This window comes from Rhizobium sp. OAE497, from assembly GCF_040546565.1.
Classification (GTDB): Bacteria; Pseudomonadota; Alphaproteobacteria; order Rhizobiales; family Rhizobiaceae; genus Rhizobium.
This window is the reverse complement of record NZ_JBEPOA010000003.1, coordinates 856,734-876,734: the sequence shown is the minus strand read 5'-3', so window position 1 is coordinate 876,734 and position 20,001 is coordinate 856,734. Positions and strand designations below refer to the sequence as shown.

Genomic DNA, 20,001 nt, shown 5'->3' with positions numbered 1-20,001 from the left:
GGGTCCTACTGCGACTGATCAAGCGCGTGGGGTGACGGTTGTCCTGGTCGTTCCTGTTCCCCCAGTCCTTTCCAGAAAAACAAGGCAAGCACCAATACCAACAGGATGGCGACAATAGCGATGAAGCGGGACATTCGAATTCCTCCAGAAGGCCGGGCGAACCTCAAGCAACGCCGATAGTTCCAAGGCCAATTCGGATAATGAGCGATCGCAGCGTTGTTCGAGCTCGCAAGCTGTCGCGATTGACGTTGGGAACAGTGAGTGCACATGTCGCGGCTGCCTGTTGTTGCGCTCCCGGAGGCAGGCGCAAACGCGACTTTGACATGACCGAGCCTGTTCGTCATAGCAGCGACCAAACGAGAGCCTGGTGGGATTCGACGGGACAGCGTGCGGCGGAAAACCAAGCTCGTCGAGGGTCGCGCGAGCCGGTATCCGCTTAAATCGAGCGTTCAGCAAGATTTCTTTGCAACTTTTATCCCACCTAACGGTTTGGGCGCCTTCTTTGATCCAATCGGGGCCTGCGTTATGACCTCATTTCCAAAAAACGGACAGCGCCAATGATTTGGCGTGCGGCTCGGAAATGCCAGGCGAGGCTGTTGGCGCCAAATATCCTGCTCCTCCTCTCGCTCGGTGCGCCTCTTTCATCATGTTCGCTTGCCATACTCGACCCGCTCGGCCCGGTCGGTAGAGGCAACGCCCAGATTCTGATCGACGCGACGATCATCATGCTGGCGATTGTCATTCCGACCATTGCCCTCGCCTTTTGGACTGCATGGCGCTACCGGGCTTCGAATAAGAAAGCTGACTATCTTCCCTATTGGTCATATTCCGGACGGATCGAAGCAGTCGTCTGGTCGATTCCAATTCTGACGATAATGTTCTTGAGCGGGCTGATCTGGATTGGCTCCCATGAGCTCGACCCGTTCCGGCCATTGCCTTCCAAGGCGCCCACGCTTGAGGTGCAGGTTGTTTCGCTCGACTGGAAGTGGCTTTTTATTTATCCTGAGGAAAAGGTCGCCTCCGTCAACCAACTGGTCATTCCGGCCGGCAGGCCCGTGCATTTTTCCATCACCTCTGCCAGCGTCTTCAACGTCTTTTTCGTGCCGCGGCTCGGCTCCATGATCTACGCGATGCCGGGAATGACCTCCCAGCTTTATCTTCAGGCCGATCGGCCGACACAGATCTGGGGAACCTCGGCGCAGTTTTCCGGCGATGGCTTTTCGGACATGCAGTTCAACGTCCATAGCCTGACGGAAGATGAATTCGCAAAATGGATTGATCATGCCAAACTCGCAGGCCCCGTCCTTGATCAGAGCAGCTACAGCGACCTGCTCCATCAATCGCAGCGCATGACGCCGACCGTCTACGGTAAGGCGGATCCGCATCTCTTTCACTTGATAGCCAATCAGACGGTCGCCTCCGGAGCAGGTCCGCAACCAGAGGCACCCGATCACGCTGGTCGAGAGACGTCAACCGGGGGAAAGCATTGACATGTTCGGGAAACTAGATCTTTCGGCGATCCCATTGTCGCAGCCGATCCCCTTGATCACTTCGGCAATTGTGGTGGTGATCGGCCTGGCTGTCGCCGTTTTGATCACAACCAAAAAGCTATGGCCCTACCTCTGGCACGAATGGATTACGAGCGTCGATCATAAGCGCATCGGCATCATGTATTGCCTCTTGGGAATACTGATGTTGATCCGCGGCTTTGCGGACGCGATCATGATGCGCACGCAACAGGCTGTTGCGATCAATGCCGAGGGATATCTTCCGCCAGAGCATTACAATCAGATCTTCACGGCACATGGCACGATCATGATCCTGTTCGGCGCCATGCCTCTTGTCCTGGGTTTCATGAATTTCCTTGTACCCCTGCAGTTGGGCGTGCGCGACGTTGCATTCCCCACGTTCAACTCTGTAGGATTCTGGCTGACTGCGAGCGGCGCATTGCTTGTCAATGTCTCTCTCCTTGTCGGGGAATTTGCCCGCACCGGCTGGCTTCCCTACCCTCCCCTCAGCGAAACGACCTACTCTCCAGGTGTGGGCGTGGATTATTATCTCTGGGCCGTGCAGATTTCCGGTATCGGCACGTTGATAACGGGGATCAATATTGTCACAACCATCTTGAAGATGAGATGCCCGGGAATGAGCTATCTGCGCATGCCGGTGTTTTGCTGGACGGCGCTCGCCTCCTGCCTCCTCATCGTTGCGGCCTTTCCGATCCTTACGGCGACGCTGGCAATGCTGACCCTCGATCGTTACGTCGGCTGGCACTACTTCACCAGCATGTCGGGGGGCAACCCGATGATGTTCGTCAACCTGATCTGGGCATGGGGGCATCCGGAGGTCTACATTCTGATCCTGCCGGCCTTCGGGATCTTCTCCGAGATTTTCTCCACGTTTTCCGGCAAGCCTCTGTTCGGATACCGGTCTATGGTTGCTGCGACGCTGTTCATCTGCGTCGTCTCGATGCTTGTGTGGCTGCACCACTTCTTTACGATGGGAGCCGGCGCCGCTGTGAACACTTTCTTCGGAATTTCCTCAAGCATCATCGCCGTCGGGACGGGCGTCAAGATCTACAACTGGATCTTTACAATGTATGGCGGCCGTGTCCGTCTTGAAGTGCCCATGCTCTGGTCGCTGGGCTTCATCTTCACGTTCATCCTGGGCGGCTTGACCGGCGTTCTGCTCGCCATCCCGCCGGCCGATTTCGTCACACATAATTCCATGTTTCTGGTCGCCCACTTTCACAATGTCATTATTGGCGGCGTCGTGTTTGGCATATTTGCAGGCGTTGAATTCTGGTTCCCCAAAGCATTCGGCTTTCGTCTGCATGCAGGCTGGGGCAAAGCCGCGTTCTGGCTGGCCCTTTTCGGCTTTTGGGTGACCTTCACGCCGCTCTATATCCTCGGTCTGGATGGAATGACCAGGCGGCTGCAACATATCAATTTCGAGCACTGGACGCCGTGGCTCTATGTCTCGGTTGTCGGGATCGCCATTCTGATCGCGGGCGTGGTGGCGCAGGTCCTACAGCTCATCGTCAGCATCCGAAACAGGGACGCGCTCCGCGACGTGACGGGAGACCCGTGGGATGGCCGCTCTCTAGAATGGGCGACCGCCTCACCGCCTCCCTTCTTCAATTTCGCCGTGACGCCGAACGTAGAGGGTGAAGAAGCATATTGGGGGATCAAGCTGCGGGCAATTGAAACTCAGCAACTCTCGCCGGAACCACATTACGAAGCGATCGAAATGCCGATCAACAGTCCCGTCGGTTTCTACACCGCCTTTTTCGCAACGGTCTTCGGCTTTGCAATGATCTGGTACATCTGGTGGCTGGCAGCGCTGTCCCTTCTGGCAGCGTTCATCGGCTTTGTCGTATTCGCATGGCGAGATGTGCACGAGTTCGAGGTACCGGAAGAGGAAGTCGAACGGGCCGAGCGCAAGAGACGCGCAGCACGCGAGGAATTTCTCAACCGTCTGGCACAGGAGGGAGGAACGGCATGACCGACAGTCGCTTCCCCGCAAGTATAGAAACGATCCGCCGGGTCAACCAAGATCCTCACCGCCTCGGGCACCGCTCGCACGGGCCGTCCGAGCCAATCGAGGGCGCCGGCCACGGCGCGTCTGGCCCGGCGCAAAAGCGTATCCTGGTCGGCTATGGCTTTTGGATCTATCTCCTGAGCGACATTGTCGTCTTCTCATGCTTCTTTGCAGCTTTCGCGGTGCAGAGGAGTGCGACCGCAGGTGGGCCGACAATGGTAGACATCGTCGATGTCAATCGCGTCGCACTGCAGACAGGTGTGCTTCTTCTGTCCAGCTACACTTGTATGCTCTCCTTTGCCGCCACCAACGCCCGCAGTCGCCTGTGGACGCAGGTATTCCTTTTGGCGACCGGTGTTTTGGGCTTGTCGTTTCTCGTCATGGAATTCCAAGAATTTGCTGAGCTGGTTGGTCGTGGTATCGCACCGCAACGCAGCGGCATGCTCACCTCGTTTTTCGGCCTTGTCGGATTGCATGGTTTGCATGTCACTGCCGGTGGGCTGTGGCTTCTGACGATGATGGCGCAAGTCCAGGTCAAAGGTTTCAGACCAGAAATCATCCACCGATTGCTTTGCTTCAACCTGTTTTGGCATGCCCTTGATATTGTCTGGATCGGGGTTTTCACGATCGTCTACCTGATGGGGGTGAACGCATGAGTTCCGGAAATTTGCCTCGACGCGAAAACGATGATCTTCTCAGCCACCGGGCTGATCACTCACCCGGCGACGAGCCACCTGAAGACTATGGCCACTGGATCAGAAACGCCAACATTGGGCTTTTCCTTTCGGTGATCCTGACGGGGGCAGCGTTTTATCTCGTACGATCCGACATCATCTACCCGCCGTCGGTGCCTGTAGCACTCATCGTGCTTGCAATCGCTCAGATGGGCGTTCACCTGGTATTTTTCCTTCACATCACCACGGGACCCGACAACACCAATAATGTTCTGGCGTTGGCTTTCGGCGTCATGGTGGTGATGTTGATCGTGATTGGCTCGATCTGGATCATGGGCCACCTCACCCATAACATGATGCCAAGCCCAGACATGATGCCGATGTAGCTGGCCAGGCCACGTCGATGAGGATCGTTCTCCCCGGCTTTCCTGAAGCCGACCGTCGCGGGCGTCGCGTCGGCAGCCTCATTCATGGACCGAGGCTTACCATCAAAAGGAACTGCAGCGCGATGCCGGCGAGAGCGAGTGCTCCGGCCAGGGCGAGGATATTGCACGGTCCGAACATGATGGTCTCTCTTTCTCGATTGGACCGCCTAACTGTCAAACCCGCAAAGAGTTGCCAGGAGCGACCACAAGCGAGAAACTTGCAGTCACCGCGGAGTATCGGGCTCAGCAGTGGCCGAATACGCCCTTCCGACCGCGCCAGATCTCGTATCGCAAAGAGCGGCGCCAAGATCTTGTACATTGTCTGTTTGCGTACTATCGCGACAAATCCTCACTCGGCCTGGCGGCTCAGCATGGCAATGGCACCAATTTCTGCTATCTTTTCTGGAATTGTCGGAGTCGGCGTCATGAAGAGTGTTGTACCTGATATTGTGCCTGAGGCATTTTACTGGGCAAGACCGGTCAAGCAGACCGATGGGGCACTTTCGATCGTGCAGATATCAACGGTTTTCGGGGAGGCTCCGGATTATTGGACTGTTGCTGTCCTCGGCTCCGAACAACATCATATGATTGAAGACTTCCAGCTCCTTGCGATCATCGACCCTCCAGACACCACGTCGCTCCGACAAGCAGCTGAATAACCGCGCCGGTCATAGCCATGTGTCCAACAGATGGAAGCACGTCGTCATTGAGCAATGAGACGCAGATGATCGCGTCAAAGAACCCGAAGGCGAAGCCATCTCGGCTTCGTTCCACGCACTTCAGCTCAAGAGAGCACTTTGGCGAGCGCCGCAGCCTCAATAAACGCGGCCCGGGCAAGCTCAGAGCTTCCCCGGCGGGTGATAGCATCGACGCATCGGCGCTTCGCGGCGGCGTACTCTGGGTGGCTGTCTGGCGGCCAGCGATTGTGGAGTTGAGCGAGGGCTGCATCAGGCCCGTCGATGCGTTCGCGCAGGCCCTCCCCTAGCCTTAAAAACACCGGTGAGGTCCAGATAAGGTGGAAGTCGACATCGATAATCTTTTCCTTGAAAGATCCCTCCGTTAACGTGTTCAGACAAACATCGTCACGGTCCTGCGGTTCCAGAATTAAGACGGTTGGTCCGCTGGCGGACGAGACCTCAAGGCGCCGCGGGGTTTCGGACGCCAACCCGAGAACGCCGCTGGCTTGGCAGACAAGACCTGCCAGGCCGATGCCAAGATCATTCGACCTCAGTGCTCGGGCTATAACAACCCTTTCCACACATTGGCTTCGGCGACTGCTTCCCACCCCGCGACGCAAGCACCGAAATCATCAGCTTCTTGATTTCGGGCTCTCTCATCAATCACTGGCCGGTACTATCTTCGCGACGGCGTTAACGATCTCGCGAAGGTCAACGGGGTTTCTGCAGGCGAGGCACGTGGGCGAATTTCGTCGGGATCACGTCCGAGTCATAGCCGGTCATGAAGACGATCGGAACCAGACGACCGGCAAGGAGTTCGGCGACGGAGAAATCGGCCCCATCCCCGAGGTTGATGTCAATCACCGCAGCAGAGGGCAGTTCATTGGCAATCAGATCGAACGCTTCATCCTTGTCGGCGCAGGGACCAAGAACGTTCGCTCCCGCCTCTTGGAGTGCGCGTGCAGTGTCAGCGGCCACATAGTACTCGTCCTCGACGATCAGAACCGTCTTATCTGTAAGGTCAGCCATAAGTGTCCAGGAAAACTGTTGTTGGTCGGGCCAGCGCCCGGCGGCCTCCAAGGATCCTACCGCTGCCAGCGCCGTCTGCAAGCGAATATCAATCATCGCCCGGAAACGTACTCCCGTTAGCCGAGACAGGAATTGAAATAGTGCAGTGCACGCCGTCGGTTCCGAGCGAATAGGTGGTTTTAGCCTTGAGCTGATAGGGCAACGCCTTTTCGATCAGTTCGCGACCTTGACCGCTTCCAACCGGTGCAGCCTCAATCTGTGGCATCGATACACCAGTCTCCCGCCAGTCGATGTGCAGCCAAGGTTGGTTCCCTTCTCCGTCCGTCTGCAGCCACCATCGAATGGCGAGTCTGCCATCATGTTGACGAAGGGCGCTGTACTTCACCGCGTTGGTCGCAAGTTCATGCAGCGCCATGGCGAGCGTCTGGACTGTGGATGAACGCAGCCGAATTCCCGACGGCCCCTCAAGCGAAACGCGTTCAGCGGCCCCATCCATCGCGCCAAGTTCACCCCGGATGAGGTCGTCGAAGGTGACCCGGTCATGCTCGTTCAGCCGCGACAGGAGTCCCTGCACGCGCGCGAGGGCTTCCAGCCGGTCTTTGGAGCGCTCGGTGAAGGCAGCGAGATTTTCGCTGGTTTGGGCCGTGTTGTCGGCAATCGACTGGATGACGCTCATAAGGTTCCGTGTCCTGTGCTGCAGCTCGGCGACGAGCACCTCTTGGCGCTTGTGTAGTCCGCGCAAGTCGTCAACGTCGGTCGACGTGCCGAGCCACTCGACAATGATGCCGGCAGCGTTACGCACAGGCGCAGCACGAGTGTGGAACCATCGATAGGTGCCCGTCGCGGCATGACGAACGCGGTATTCGACTTCGAACCCGCCCGTCCTCACCGCTTCTGACCAGCTAAGACGTGCCGTCTCGCGATCATCGGCATGCACCGGCTCGAGCCAACCGAACCCGTGGCTGTGTTCCTCGGCCTGATCCGTATACTGCGTCCATTGCGGGCTTGCCCAAGTCCAGTTGCCTCCGTCATTGGCCCTCCACACGAGTTGCGGAATGCCTTCGAGAAGGGCTCGCTGTCGTTCTTCGGCGGCAGCCAGTGCCTGCTCCGTTTCCTTGATCTCGGTGATATCGTGACCAATGCCGCCGATGTGGACGACGGCTCCTGCCTCGTCCTTGATCGGAAAATCCGTGTTGCGTAGCCAGCGCAATGCCCCGTCGGAAGGTCGTTGAATGCGATACTCAAAGGTGACCCTTTCCCCATCTCGAACGCGCTGAAGGTTGGCTGCGGCCAGCTCGCGATCATCCGCAACGACAAGCTCCAGCCAGCCGCTCATATTGTCGCCGCGCAAGGCTGCCTCGCGGTCCAAGCCATAAATCACCTCGAAAGCGGGTGTCAGATATTCCCACTGAAGGGTTTCCGCGTTGCGGATCCAGAGAATGGCCTGGGAAGCTTCCCCAAACTGGCGCAGACGCTCCTCGCTCTCGCGTAGGGCGGCCTCGACACGCGCTCGCTCGGAAATATCCACGAATGTGACTACGGTTCCATCGATGCGGTCCTCAACCGTGCGGTAAGGTCGCAATCGCATGGCGTAGCGCTGGGAACGCCGGCTTCCGACCTCGCGCTCGATCGGGATCAGGTCCTTCAGCACTTTGCTCGTATCCTCCTGAATGTTGTCGTAGTTCAGCTGATGGGTAAAATCGGAGATGGCGCGGCCAATATCGTGCCTGGTGATATTGAACAGCTCCGCAACAGGCGAGGTGAACATCTTGATGCGCATCTCCGCATCAAGAAACAGCGTACCGATCTCGGTCGCAGCCGAGAGGTTCTGGAGGTCGCTGTGGGCAGCAGAAATGCTTTCGAGTTTGCTTTTCAGCTCGGCATTGACCGTGTGAAGCTCTTCGTTGATCGACTGAAGCTCTTCCTTCGACGTCTCCAGCTCTTCGGCCGTTGAGCGGTACTCCTCGTTCATCGACTGAAGTTCTTCATTGGCTGCGCGCAATTCCTGCATCGACGATTCCTGGCCGGTCCGGCTGACGATCAGCGCCTCCTGGGCGGCTTTAAGCTCGGCATATAGACGGCGAACCTCGTCGGGCCTGGCCTCCGGCACGACATCGGGATCCTCGCCGTCGTGCACAGGACCACCGTCCATGAAAAAGACCAGCGCCTGGGTCGCCGGCTGCGCGTCATTTGCGACGGGCGTCACGTTCATCGAGATGCGGCGGCGCTGATGGTCGAAGTTAACAACCGTTGGCAGCGTGATCGTCGGTTCTCCCTGCTCGATCGCCCGTGAGAGCGCAAGGCGAAGGTCGAGACGCAGTTCCGAACGGACCACTCCTGGCAGGGTCCTGGAGATCGGACCGGCGGAATGGAAGATGAAACGCCCCGCCGTCGGAGAAAGATGAATGATATTCTGCCCATCATCAACAAGAGCGCTTGCCGGGGCATTGTGCTCGAGAGCGGCGACGTGCAGGGCAAGAGCGGCGCGCTCCGTCCCGATCGGAGTGGCGCGTTCGGTATGGTTGATCTGCTCGGGTGCTGCGAATTGCGGCAGGATGGGAAGCAGGTGGCTCGACTTCGGGCGTGCACTATAGATCCGCGCATGACGATCGACGGGGGCGAAGAGATCAGCAGCAACGTCTGCGGTTTCAGCCGAGCCGAGGAAGAGGTAGCGCCCTGGCTTGAGGCCATAGTGGAAGATCAGCAGACCTGGGCCTGGAGGCTCCTTTCCAGGTAGATCAGCAGGTTCCGGCAGGAAATGACGTCGAGCCGCATGAAGGGCGGCTCCTTAAGGATGCTGTGTTTGGCAAACAGTACGCTTTCGCGCAATTCCTTGCGAACGCGAAAATGCGCGCCAGCGCACTACGAATGCCGGCACTGCCAGACTGCACATGGATCACGACCAAAACCGCTGCGTCGATATTGCCGGGCAGCATTCCAAGAATTGCGTTCAACGGCTTGATCGCCCCGGTGGACCCGCCGATGACAATGACGTCTCTATTGGCCATGTTTGCCTCCATGGCCCTAACCTCGCCCGGGACGGAAAGTTGCGAGGCAGATCCAAGCATTTACCCGGCCGCATTTGTTGGCGCGCCGTTGCTTGGGGGCGGCATCGAAGGCCTAATGCATCGATCGCGCGAGAACCAGCCGAATTTCAGGGTTCCCGACACGCCGTCAACCGGGATCGCGCGGCGCACCGACAGTCACTGCTAAGGATCGGTCTTCCGCCCCTGCGTGACGGCGAAGAAATCGGCCTCGAGGCGCTACCGTTGCGGTAGCGGCACAACGAGGCGATTGCAAACCGGTACCGAAACAGTTCCGACGTACCCCGCCATCCGATCGAACCGTCCGTTCCACCATCGCGTCGGCAAAACGAGGTCGCCGAGCGCGGCGATAATAGTCCGTCCCCAAAAGCCTTCAAATCTGTCGGGGGGGTCGTCAAGTCATCCGCATTCCTCTCGTCTCGTCTGGCATCTCTTGAACGTCCGAAAGCCCTTAGGTTACCTCCTTCTCGAAAAGACGCGAGGCGATGGAACTGTGATTGCCTGCAGATGTTTGGCATCCGCTCAACAATAATGGACAAACAATAATGGAGAAGACGATGACGAATGACGTAAGCCGACCAACGCCGCCCTATCCCGAGCAGCAGCAAAGCCCGCCGGGCAAGACGAGGGCCATGGACCCCGTTCCCGACCATGGCGAACAATCCTACAAAGGCGATGGCAAACTGAACGGCAAGGTGGCACTGATCACAGGTGCCGATTCAGGAATAGGCAAGGCTGTCGCGATCGCTTTTGCCCGCGAGGGCGCCGATATTCTCGTCTCCTATCTGGACGTTGAGGAGGAGGACGCGAAAGACACGGCAGAATGGGTTGAAAAGGCCGGTCGCAAGGCGGTCCTGGTCCCCGGCGACATTAAGTCCGAAGATCATTGCCGTTCCCTGGTTCAGCGCGCTGTCGAGGAACTCGGAGGCATCGACATTCTCGTCAACAATGCCGCATTTCAACGCACATATGCTGATATTGGTGACATCACCGCGGAGGAGTGGGACGAGACGTTTCGCACCAATATCTACGCCCCATTCTTCCTTTCCAAGGCTGCCGCTCAACACATGAAGGCCGGAAGTGCGATCATCAACACGACCTCGATCCAGTCGCGTCAACCCTCACCGCAGCTTTTGGCCTATGCGTCGACCAAGGGGGCAGTCCTGAACTTCACGGCTGGACTTGCCGAGATGCTTGCCGACAAGGGGATCCGTGTCAACGCGGTGGCGCCCGGCCCGATCTGGACCCCGCTCATTCCCTCGACAATGCCAGCCGAAAAGGCTGCCAAGTTCGGCGAACAGACCCTGATCGGCCGCGCCGGGCAGCCAGCGGAATTGGCTGGCGCCTATGTACTGCTGGCCTCCGACCTCGGCAGCTACATGACCGGCGCCGTCATCCCCGTGACGGGCGGCGAGGTGATGATCTAAATGGCAAAACCACTGACAGCGTCGGCTCAAGACGCTGTCAGCCCAAAGCCGCGCCGACGATAGGTCTCCTTCAGGAGCAGGCCCAACGCGAGCCACACAAGCCGAGCTGATACCAATCGGTCCTCCGTCGCGCTTCGACGCGATCAGGACGAATGTCTTCGAACAATCGGGCGGAAAGCAAACGTTGATCCATGCGGCGATGCGCCAAAGTGAACGGGCTGCCGCCTAATGCAACGACAGAAGCTTTTCGAAGAAAGACAAACGTTCGGCGCCCGTCTGCGTTGCTCGCTCGAACACCACACGGTCGTCGTGTCGAGTCGATCCGACATTCTTAAGCAAGGTGGTCACCGCCTTCGCAGGCGTTTTCGGGGTCAACGTGACGGCCAATGCCTTGGGGCCGGCCTCCAGTCTCGCCAAACCAAAGCGCGCCGCCGCGATTTGCAGCCTGGTCAGCCGGAGCAAAATTAATACGTCCTCAGGCGGATCGCCGAACCGGTCTTCGAATTCCTCTTCGAGATCGTCCACCTGCTCGATGGAGGCCGCTTGCAGTAGGCGCACATGGAAATTGAACCGCACCGCCGGATCCGACACGTAGTCGCGCGGGATGGAGCCGGAAACCCCGAGGTTAACGATCGAGTGCCGGTGATCCAACGCTTTTTGGCCATGCAGCCCCAACAGCGCTTGCTCGAGGAGCCGTTGGTAAAGCCCGATGCCGATCGCCTTGATGTGCCCGCTCTGCTCCTCGCCGGCAACGTCACCTCCGCCGCGAAGGTCGAGATCTCGCATGCTGATGGAAAGCCCGGATCCGAGGCGATCGTTCTCGACAAGGGTAGATAGTCTCAACCGCGTTTCCTCCGAAACGTCGGCGCCCTCTTCGGTCACAAGGTAGGCAAAACCCTGCGCTCTCGCCCGTCCAACCCGGCCGCGCAGCTGGTGGAGCTGCGCAAGCCCAAATTTATCAGCCCGCCAGATAAACACGGTATTGGCTAACGGAACGTCGAGGCCGTTTTCGATGATATTGGTCGCCAGCAGGACGTCCCCGTCGCCGCTGGCAAAGCCAACGATTGCTTCGTCGATGTCTGCGGCCGACATCTTCCCATGCGCGATCCTGATGGCCAGTTCTGGAACGATTGTCGCGAGGATTGCTTCGACTTCCCCGATGTCCTCGATCCTTGGAACGACAACGAAGCTCTGGCCACCTCGGCGAAATTCCCGCATCAGTGCCGTGCGCATCGACGCCTTGTCAAATTGGCCAAGCGACGTTCTGACGGGCCGGCGTTTCGATGGCGGGGTAACCAGGAGATTGACATCCTGGATGCCGATCATGGCCGACTGCAGAGTGCGTGGGATGGGGGTGGCGGACATGGCAAGTGTATGAAGCGCCGGCGCAAGTGCGCTCATCGCCCGCTTTTCTTTCAAGCCAAAACGGTGCTCCTCGTCGACGATGAGCAGGCCAAGGCGGGAGAAGGCCACGTCTTTCGCGAGGATAGCCTGCGTCGCGACAACAATGCTGATCTCGCCACTGACAAGCCCGGCTTTTACCGCCTTAGCGCCGGAAGGCTTGACCAGCCGCGACAGCATCGCGACCGAGACTCCTGTGTCACCAAAGCGGCGTTGGAACGTCGAGAAATGCTGACGAGCCAGGACAGTTGTCGGCGCAATGACCACGACCTGGCCGCCGGCAAGAGCCACGGCCGCAGCTGCGCGTAACGCAATTTCGGTCTTGCCGAAGCCGACATCGCCACAGATCAGCCGGTTCATCACCCGGCCTGAAGACAGGTCCGAAAGCACGGCCCTAATTGCGGCCAGCTGGTCCGGCGTCTCCGAATAGGGAAAGCGGCGGGCAAACCGGCTATATTCCCCGCGTGGCGCAACGAACCTTTTGGCTTTTGCCGCCTGCCGCTCACGGGCAAGCTTCATAAGATGACGGGCGGTCGACCGGATGTCCTTAACGATCCTTGCCTGGGTCTTTCGCCAGGCATCTGTGTGAAGTCGCTCGAGGGTGACGGACCCGGCTTGCGAGCCATATCGCCAGATCTTGCCGAATTCTTCGGTCGGCACCAACAGGGAAGCGTCATCCCGGAACTGGAGCCGGGCAGCATCCCTTTCAGACCCTTCGATTGCGACGCGCTCCAGATCAGACAAGATCGAAATACCGTGATCTTCATGAACGACCACGTCGCCGATTTCAATCTCAGGCTCGATCAGCGCAGAGCCGGTTGACGGCAGGGAGGCCAGATCTTCGCTTGCGGGGATAAGGACGAGGTCCCGGTCTTCATCCACGAAACCTTCCTCGACGTCGCTTTCCAACCTGATGAGGCTACCAGCGCGCGCCTTCAGGACCGCATCCCACGCCGTTGCCTCCCCGCAAACGCGCCCTGACGTCTTTTCGACCCGCTGACACAGCGCATCCAGCGAACGGCCGCGGCCCGCTATGACGACCTTTCGTCCCTTTTTCAGGTTAGCAAGAGCGACATCCTCGCGAAACCGTCGAGGGTGTCCGGCCTCCCCAGCGGTTGGCAATGCATTGCCTGCCGTTACGTCAAGCTGGACAGTTGCAAGCGTCGCGATCTTTGCATCCCACTCGGCGCGGTCAAGATAGAGGGAGCGAGGATGTGGACCGTCGTGAGCCCTGAACCTGTCATCTGCCTGGCGCGCGTCATCGACGATGTCGAGATATTCATCAATGCGTGCTTCTGCTCGGGGCGCGAATGCGACGCGACACTGTCCGAGGACATCGAAGACGGTCGGCATGGTATCGTAGAGTTGCAGGAGGGCGAGCTCCATGCTGCGAGACGGCCTCTCGCCTTTTATCCCGTCATCGGCAGGGATTGCCTCCGATGCCGGACCAAAGACCATCTCGTCTTGAAGTTCAGTCGTCCTCTGGGTCGCGGGGTCATAGGATTTGAGTTCGACGACCTCGTCGTCCTCGCTCAGAACGATGCGCATCGGCGCTGTCGCTCCCGCGGGAAAAATGTCGATGACCTCATCTCTGATTGCGAGCTCCCCAGGCTCATCGGCCACGCTTTCGGTAGCATACCCCGTGGAACGGACAAACGCTTCGAACATCTGCCTTTCAAGGTGCCTCCCCGTCCTGACTGAAAAACGGCTGTTCCTTATGATTTCCAAGGGTGGGATCCGCTGAAGAACAGCATTGAGCGAGGTGATCAGCAGCCTTGGTGTCCGGCTTGGTTCGCTCCAGACACTCAAGGCGTCCATCCGCCTTCCCATGCAATGGCGAGATGGGGGGACGCGATCATAGGGCAAGCAGTCCCATGGTGGCAACTCGACGACGTCCAGGTCCGGAAACAGGCATCGGATCGAATGTGCGACGCGCCCGCGGAGAGTTCACTCAAGGCAACGTAGCAGATCGACATGCGCGAACTTTGAAGCAGGGCGGCAAGACGCGTCGCAATGAAGGCCACCGGCGCCTTGGTCGGCGGAGTTTTCTCGTCCGCAAACGGGAGTGATGGCGGATCTGTGGCTTCGTATTCGGTAATGCGCAATGAAAATCTCGCTGTGACTGGTCCGTTGCAAGAACAACGGATGCGGGTTGTTGTTCCGCGGTCTGCTTCGTCAAATTGCGCCGCTTCAAGGCTTGCCCGTCGCGTCTGGGGATTTCGTATTCCGTGCAAGCTGCCATTCGCCGCCGCGGCCAATCGAACGTGCCGGGCGTAGCGCCTGCCCGGCATTTCTCTGGCCGTTTTTTCGAACGCGGAACTATCCGTGCGCCCCGTTGTTCGGCGCCAGACGAGAAAGTCGGGCGAATGATGGGCATTGACGAGACTTCCAGCACCGCAGCGTTTGTCCCGGGCAACATGCAGAGGGGCTATCGCCTGACTTCGAGCGATGGCGGACGACTGCGCAATAGGGAGCGCGTCCCCGGCGAAAATGTGATTAGATGCGAAAGGACGGGCAATTGTGGCCGACCTGGAAGAGCCAAAAGGCACTGTCCACCGCGTTTTAACCAGGCGTCGGGGTCCAGAACGCGTTTCCATCAAGGGATTGTCCCATACGGAGAGATGCTTTCGATGGCGCTAGCGGGAGGTGGAACAACAACACCGCCGAGCAACACTGCCGGCGCGAAGCGTTGCTGTTCACTGAATAACAGACGAACAGTCATTTGGCTCAGGCTTTTCGGTCGCTGAGCAATTTTGAGTGCAGGTCGGTGCATCATGTCTGCTGAAGTCATTACCCAAGTCCGGTTCCGCCCCAGCATCTTCCTGGCGCTCGGCGTCGGGCTTGTGGTCTTGGCCGCCTCGCTTCTCGTGTTCTTCTGGATAACGTCCGCAGCCCCTCGTTTTTCCAAGGATGACAAAAACCTGCAGAGCGGTGATGCGGTCCGCGGACGCCTCGTATTCCTTGGCGCCTATTGCTCTTCCTGCCACGCCGAACCTGGACAACAAGATCCGTTGAAACTTGGCGGCGGACTGGCGCTCGCATCGGCTTTTGGCATTTTCCGGGTGCCCAATATTTCTCCGGATCCGGTTGACGGAATAGGCGCTTGGTCTGTGGCGGACCTTGCCAATGCCCTCATCGCCGGTGTCTCACCCGAAGAAAAACACTATTACCCGGCCTTTCCCTATACCAGCTACACCAAGATGAGCCTCAACGACGTGCGAGACCTCTATGCCTATCTGCGCACGCTGCCCTCCGTCTCGGGCAAACCGCCGTCCCACGACTTGCCGCTGCTTTTCCGTTACCGCCGTTTCATCGGGATCTGGAAGCTGCTGTTCTTCACCGAAGGCAAGGCGCCAGATGTAACGAGCGAGGAAAGAGGCGCCTATCTCGTCGAAACCCTGGGACATTGCGCCGAGTGCCATTCCAGCCGCAACCTTCTCGGTGCGATCAAACCCGACACCCGCTTCGCGGGGGGAACCGACCCAGAGGGGTCGGGTTTCGTTCCAAACATCACGCCCCGTCGCATCGGCAACTGGACTGAGGACAACATCGAAGAAATGCTGCGCACCGGTCAAACGCCTGATCACGGCAGGGTAGGCTCTTCCATGGCAGATGTTGTCCTCAACACCGCGCAACTGTCGCAAAGTGATCGGGAAGCGATCGCCCGCTATGTAAAGCTGCTGCCTGCGCGACCGGCAGCGTCCCCCTGACTTATTGGGAATAAAGATAGGCAACCAGATCCCTGGCTTGACGCTCGGAGATCCCTGTAACCGGCATTGCAGTGCGAGGCGAAAACGTCGGTGGAGATACAATCCAGCTTGCCAGATTTTCCGGTGTGTTGTTGAGGACACCGGCGACATAGACACGCCGGCGCATGTCGCTCAACGCACTGCCGACCTTGCCGTCGGCACCGGGAACGCCCGGAATTGTATGGCAGCCAGCGCATCCGAACTTACGGAAAAGCGATGGCGCCATGGCGGGTTCCCGCCTGTCATCGCGATCGCGACCGCCTTGCGTTGCTGTCTGTCCTTTTCTGCGGCAGTCAAAAGACCGACGGCTGCTGCGCATGACAGGATTGCCAAACTAAACAAGCAAAGTTTAGTCGATGCGCTGTCCATGAGGGCCTCCCCGGCTCGATGCCGATATCCACGCCGCAAGCATTGCCAGTGCGGCGCCGGCATAGATGATGCCGCTTGGCACCCACATTACCAGGCCCGCCAGTTGCTGATCCTCCAGTGGCGTCATTCCCCACTGCGGCGCGGCCTTCGTCTGCGACATATAGAGAACGCGCGGCGCGAGCGAAATCAGCGCCCCCAGGATGCTTGTATGCATCATCGTCACGAAAAGATGCCAAGCGCCGGCGCCCCTTCCCATCTTATAGAAGATCGCCCACCAAAAAATGATCGCTGTCACCAAAAAGCTGAGATGCTGCAGCCGGTGCAATAAAATGGTGGTTACTGTCGCATCGAACAGGGCCGGCACGTGCCAGAGCCAGATGGCCAGCGCGTGGAGCGCCGTCGCGACAAAGCCGCGGGTCAGGAAATCCCAGGCGTTGTCCGTCGCCCTCGCTTTGATCAGCTTGACCAGCACGTGCCGGGCAGGCCGCGGCAGGCCCCAGAAAACTATCCCGATCGGACGCGCCAGGACGAGCAGCGGGGCCGCAGCGGCCATCATAAGTTCATGCTCGACCATATGGAAGGTGAAGAGGTGCTCGCCGAGGAAATGCAGAGGAGACACTAGCGCAATGACCAAACTCAGGCTGCCGCTCCAATAAGCCGAAGCTGACAACAAAAGGCGTCGCGCATCTCTTGATCGCTGCCAGAGCCTCAGAAAACCCACCCCATAGAGAGCGCACGCCAACGCAATCGGCGTTACAATCCAAGGGTCGAACGTCCATTGCTGAAGTCCGGCATGCTCCTCCCCGCCGTGAGCGATGGCCGGGCGAGTGCTTGACAGCAGAACAAGCAGGGGGATCAACGTTCGCATGCGCTCAGCAGCAGGGTCGCCGCCCCCTGTAACAAGAGCGCGAAGATGAAAGCGCAACCCACCGCTGCACCGAGCCCGGCCACAAATTTCCCACCACGTGACCCCGATGCGCTCCGGGTCCAGCAGGAAACAATCGTTCCGCCAGCCGCAAGCAGCAAAGCCCCAAAGCAGGCTACCATCGTCGTGACCAGACCCGCCACGCAGTCGATGTGAGGCAAGATTTGCCCGAGCTGGACGTTGAAAGCCCACACGACCGGCGGTACCACCCACCCGCAATATTGTGCGATGGCCCGGCGTTTCATAGGCGTGGAACCCAGTAGAGGCAGGCATACAAAGGCAGCCAGGTGAGTACGACGAAGTGCCAGTACAGACAGTTGTCCTGGACATCGCCGAAACGCCTCGTGTTATCGGCATGCCGCGAAAACATCAGGGCGGTCAGCACCAGTGTGTCCACGATATCCGTCAGGATATGGGTCGTGTGAAGGCCGAGGATTGTCCAGGTGATCGATCCATAGGCGCTATCGTCCCAAAAGACATGCAGCGCCGGGAATTCGAAGCCGCGAAAAACGAGGGGGATGACCCCCATGAACGACATGACGATGAGCCCAAACCGAACGCGCTGCAGGTTTTCTTGCCGCGCCCAGCGCGACACCAGGAGGTTTGGTATCACGCTGACGACCAAGAGCCCGGTCAGGATCGTACCCGGCCAAAGATCGGGGGGTGGTGCATCGATTGGCCACATGGGCGCCAGGCTCATCAGGTAAAGGTAGACAGCAACCGCTAGGCTGAACCCCGAGCCCTCGATCAGCATAAAGGCACAGGTGCCCCACCATGTCGGGCTGGCGGTGCCGGTGGCATGCATCGGCAGGTGCGAAACATCAAGAACGACATGTCGGCTCATGAATCATCCTCCGGTGTGCCTTTCGGCCAAAACCACCCGATCAATGTGACTGCAATGGGCATCGACCCCCAGATGACGGCCCAGGGCGAGAACATCGACCAGACGAGCATGACCGAGGTGGCTAATGCCGCCCAGAACGGCCAGACCGAATTGCGTGCCGAGGATTCACGTGCCTGCGGCAATGCCTCAACAACGCTCGTCACCAAAAGTTCGCGGCGATCGACCCGCAAACCGGAAGCCACCGCAAGCGCGCCGGGCGTCGACCAGAGCGGGTTGCGGTCACCGACGACCGGTATAAAACAGAAATTCGGCGACGGTGGCGGCGAACTTGTCGCCCATTCGAGCGTCGGGGCATTCCAAGGATTGTCTCCTGCCGGCTGGCCGGAGCGCCAACTCCGCAACGCGTCGATGAAGAAGATCAGGAACCCTGCGGCAAGAACGATCGAACTTACGCTCACAAACAAATTAAGCCCGCTCCAGGGCAGCTCGGGTTGATAGGTGTAGATGCGTCGCGGCATTCCCTGCAGGCCAAGAATATGCATGGGAAAGAAGGTCAGGTGGAAACCGGCAAAGATCAGCCAGAATGCCCACCGCCCGAGCACCTCGCTCATCATCCGCCCGGTCATCTTCGGAAACCAGTAGTATACTGCCGCGAGCAACGGGAAGACGGCGCCCCCCACAAGCACGTAATGAAAATGCGCCACCACGAAATAGGTATCGTGCACCTGCGTGTCGAACGGTACCGAGGCGACCATCACACCGGTCATGCCGCCGATCACGAAGGTGACGATGAAGCCTATGATGAAAAGCATCGGCACCTTGAAGATGGGGCGCCCTGCCCAGATCGTTGCCAGCCAGCAGAAGATCTGGATGCCGGCGGGCAGCGCGATCGCCATGCTGGAAGCTGTAAAGAAACTCTCTCCGAGCCGTGGCAGGCCGACCACAAACATGTGATGGACCCAGAGACCGAACGACAGGATCCCGGTTGCGATCAGCGCCATGACGAGCGGCAGATATCCGAAAACCGGCCGCTGGACGAAGGTCGGCAGGATCGTCGAGACCATTCCGACTGCCGGCAGGAAGATGATATAGACTTCCGGATGCCCAAAGAACCAGAAGAGATGCTGGTATAGCAGCGCGTCACCGCCCTCGGCCGGATTGTAGAAATGCGTGCCGACCAGGCGATCCATGATCAGCGTCGAGCTCGCAAACATGATTGCCGGCATCGCCATGATGACGAGGAAGGCCGTGACCAGCATCGCCCAGACGAAGAGCGGAATGCGGTCAAGAGACATGCCGGGAGCTCGCTGTGTGAATACTGTCACGACGATTTCCACCGCAATGGCCAGTGCCGACAGTTCGGTGAAGGTGATCATCTGAGCCCAGATGTCGGCGCGCTTTCCGGGACCGTATTCAGGCCCTGCCAAAGGGACGTAGGCAAACCAGCCGACATCGGGTGCAGCATCGAGCAGGAACGATAACCAAAGCAATATCCCGCCAGCGAGAAACACCCAGTAGGAGAACGCATTCAGGCGCGGGAACGCGATGTTGCGCGTGCCGATCATCAGCGGCACGAGGTAGACCGCCATCGCCTCCATTACCGGCACGGCAAACAGGAACATCATGTTCGATCCGTGCATCGTAAAGATCTGGTTGTAGCGGTCCGGATCGATGATCCTGGCTTCCGGCTGCGCCAGCTGCAGCCGCATCGCCAGAGCCAAAACGCCGCCGAGCATGAGGAAAACGAAGGCCGTGACGATGTATCGTCGCGCGATGACCTTGTGATCGACCGTAGCAATTGCTCCCCAAAATCCGCGCCGGGTGCCCCAGGTCACGTCCAATGCGTGGACCAGGCCCGCGTCGTCCAGATCCGTGTCCATCACCACCGGCGAGTGCT

The 20,001-nt window shown here is 58.8% G+C and carries 18 protein-coding genes; 8 read left to right on the top strand and 10 right to left on the bottom strand.

Features of this window, described 5'->3' with window-relative positions:
- Nucleotides 1-5: 5 nt before the first annotated feature.
- Entirely contained in the window at nt 6-134 is a 129-nt protein-coding gene (locus ABIE40_RS30915; protein WP_354541261.1) for a hypothetical protein, read from the bottom strand.
- Nucleotides 135-596: 462 nt separating this feature from the next.
- On the opposite strand from ABIE40_RS30915, the gene cyoA reads away from it, so the two are divergent.
- The 5 genes from cyoA to ABIE40_RS30890 all read left to right on the top strand — a co-directional run bounded on the left by cyoA (nt 597) and on the right by ABIE40_RS30890 (nt 5,298).
- Entirely contained in the window at nt 597-1,490 is an 894-nt protein-coding gene (gene cyoA / locus ABIE40_RS30910) for a ubiquinol oxidase subunit II (RefSeq protein ID WP_354541260.1), read from the top strand.
- Nucleotide 1,491: 1 nt separating this feature from the next.
- On the top strand, nt 1,492-3,504 hold the full coding sequence (locus ABIE40_RS30905; protein WP_112715889.1) for a cbb3-type cytochrome c oxidase subunit I: 2,013 nt from the start codon (nt 1,492-1,494) through the stop codon (nt 3,502-3,504).
- The gene (locus ABIE40_RS30900; RefSeq protein WP_199629704.1) at nt 3,501-4,196 is read left to right on the top strand and encodes a cytochrome c oxidase subunit 3; all 696 of its coding nucleotides are present in this window, start codon (nt 3,501-3,503) and stop codon (nt 4,194-4,196) included. Before ABIE40_RS30905 ends, ABIE40_RS30900 begins: the two co-directional genes overlap by 4 nt.
- Nucleotides 4,193-4,600 (top strand): cytochrome o ubiquinol oxidase subunit IV, encoded by a 408-nt coding sequence (gene cyoD / locus ABIE40_RS30895; protein ID WP_112715885.1) that lies wholly within the window; start codon nt 4,193-4,195, stop codon nt 4,598-4,600. Before ABIE40_RS30900 ends, cyoD begins: the two co-directional genes overlap by 4 nt.
- 410 nt (nt 4,601-5,010) lie before the next feature.
- Complete coding sequence (locus tag ABIE40_RS30890) at nt 5,011-5,298, top strand: hypothetical protein (RefSeq protein ID WP_354541259.1); 288 nt, start codon at nt 5,011-5,013, stop codon at nt 5,296-5,298.
- Nucleotides 5,299-5,423: 125 nt separating this feature from the next.
- On the opposite strand, the gene ABIE40_RS30885 is transcribed toward ABIE40_RS30890, so the two are convergent.
- The 3 genes from ABIE40_RS30885 to ABIE40_RS30875 all read right to left on the bottom strand — a co-directional run bounded on the left by ABIE40_RS30885 (nt 5,424) and on the right by ABIE40_RS30875 (nt 8,680).
- Nucleotides 5,424-5,804 carry a DUF982 domain-containing protein gene (locus ABIE40_RS30885; protein WP_354541258.1) on the bottom strand — a complete coding sequence of 127 codons (381 nt, stop codon included), beginning with the start codon at nt 5,802-5,804 and terminating at the stop codon, nt 5,424-5,426.
- A 223-nt stretch (nt 5,805-6,027) separates the two neighbouring features.
- Entirely contained in the window at nt 6,028-6,441 is a 414-nt protein-coding gene (locus ABIE40_RS30880; RefSeq protein ID WP_199629705.1) for a response regulator, read from the bottom strand.
- Nucleotides 6,434-8,680 carry a PAS domain-containing protein gene (locus tag ABIE40_RS30875; RefSeq protein WP_354541257.1) on the bottom strand — a complete coding sequence of 749 codons (2,247 nt, stop codon included), beginning with the start codon at nt 8,678-8,680 and terminating at the stop codon, nt 6,434-6,436. The genes ABIE40_RS30880 and ABIE40_RS30875 overlap by 8 nt, the downstream gene beginning before the upstream one ends.
- Before the next feature lie 33 nt (nt 8,681-8,713).
- Between ABIE40_RS30875 and ABIE40_RS30870 the strand changes: the two genes are divergently transcribed.
- Nucleotides 8,714-9,082 (top strand): hypothetical protein, encoded by a 369-nt coding sequence (locus ABIE40_RS30870; protein ID WP_354541277.1) that lies wholly within the window; start codon nt 8,714-8,716, stop codon nt 9,080-9,082.
- Here ABIE40_RS30870 and ABIE40_RS30865 read toward each other — a convergent pair.
- Nucleotides 9,046-9,174: a CheR family methyltransferase gene (locus tag ABIE40_RS30865; protein WP_354541256.1), complete on the bottom strand. Its 129-nt coding sequence runs from the start codon at nt 9,172-9,174 to the stop codon at nt 9,046-9,048. The two genes, ABIE40_RS30870 and ABIE40_RS30865, sit on opposite strands and share 37 nt — an antisense overlap.
- Before the next feature lie 772 nt (nt 9,175-9,946).
- Between ABIE40_RS30865 and ABIE40_RS30860 the strand changes: the two genes are divergently transcribed.
- Nucleotides 9,947-10,816: an SDR family oxidoreductase gene (locus tag ABIE40_RS30860; RefSeq protein ID WP_165402644.1), complete on the top strand. Its 870-nt coding sequence runs from the start codon at nt 9,947-9,949 to the stop codon at nt 10,814-10,816.
- Nucleotides 10,817-11,041: 225 nt separating this feature from the next.
- Here the strand turns inward: ABIE40_RS30860 and ABIE40_RS30855 are convergent, their stop codons facing one another.
- A complete protein-coding gene (locus tag ABIE40_RS30855; RefSeq protein ID WP_354541255.1) occupies nt 11,042-14,035 on the bottom strand; it encodes a DEAD/DEAH box helicase in 2,994 nt (997 codons plus the stop codon).
- Between the two features lie 956 nt (nt 14,036-14,991).
- Between ABIE40_RS30855 and ABIE40_RS30850 the strand changes: the two genes are divergently transcribed.
- The gene (locus ABIE40_RS30850) at nt 14,992-15,927 is read left to right on the top strand and encodes a c-type cytochrome (protein ID WP_112715881.1); all 936 of its coding nucleotides are present in this window, start codon (nt 14,992-14,994) and stop codon (nt 15,925-15,927) included.
- Nucleotide 15,928: 1 nt separating this feature from the next.
- Here the strand turns inward: ABIE40_RS30850 and ABIE40_RS30845 are convergent, their stop codons facing one another.
- The 4 genes from ABIE40_RS30845 to ctaD form a co-directional block, all read right to left on the bottom strand.
- Entirely contained in the window at nt 15,929-16,192 is a 264-nt protein-coding gene (locus ABIE40_RS30845) for a c-type cytochrome (RefSeq protein ID WP_354541254.1), read from the bottom strand.
- Between the two features lie 123 nt (nt 16,193-16,315).
- Nucleotides 16,316-17,203 (bottom strand): cytochrome c oxidase assembly protein, encoded by an 888-nt coding sequence (locus ABIE40_RS30840; RefSeq protein WP_199629706.1) that lies wholly within the window; start codon nt 17,201-17,203, stop codon nt 16,316-16,318.
- Nucleotides 17,204-17,501: 298 nt separating this feature from the next.
- Nucleotides 17,502-18,104, bottom strand: a complete 603-nt coding sequence (locus ABIE40_RS30835; RefSeq protein WP_112715875.1) for a cytochrome c oxidase subunit 3 — start codon at nt 18,102-18,104, stop codon at nt 17,502-17,504.
- On the bottom strand, nt 18,101-19,984 hold the full coding sequence (gene ctaD / locus ABIE40_RS30830) for a cytochrome c oxidase subunit I (RefSeq protein ID WP_502944846.1): 1,884 nt from the start codon (nt 19,982-19,984) through the stop codon (nt 18,101-18,103). Before ctaD ends, ABIE40_RS30835 begins: the two co-directional genes overlap by 4 nt.
- Nucleotides 19,985-20,001 lie beyond the last annotated feature (17 nt).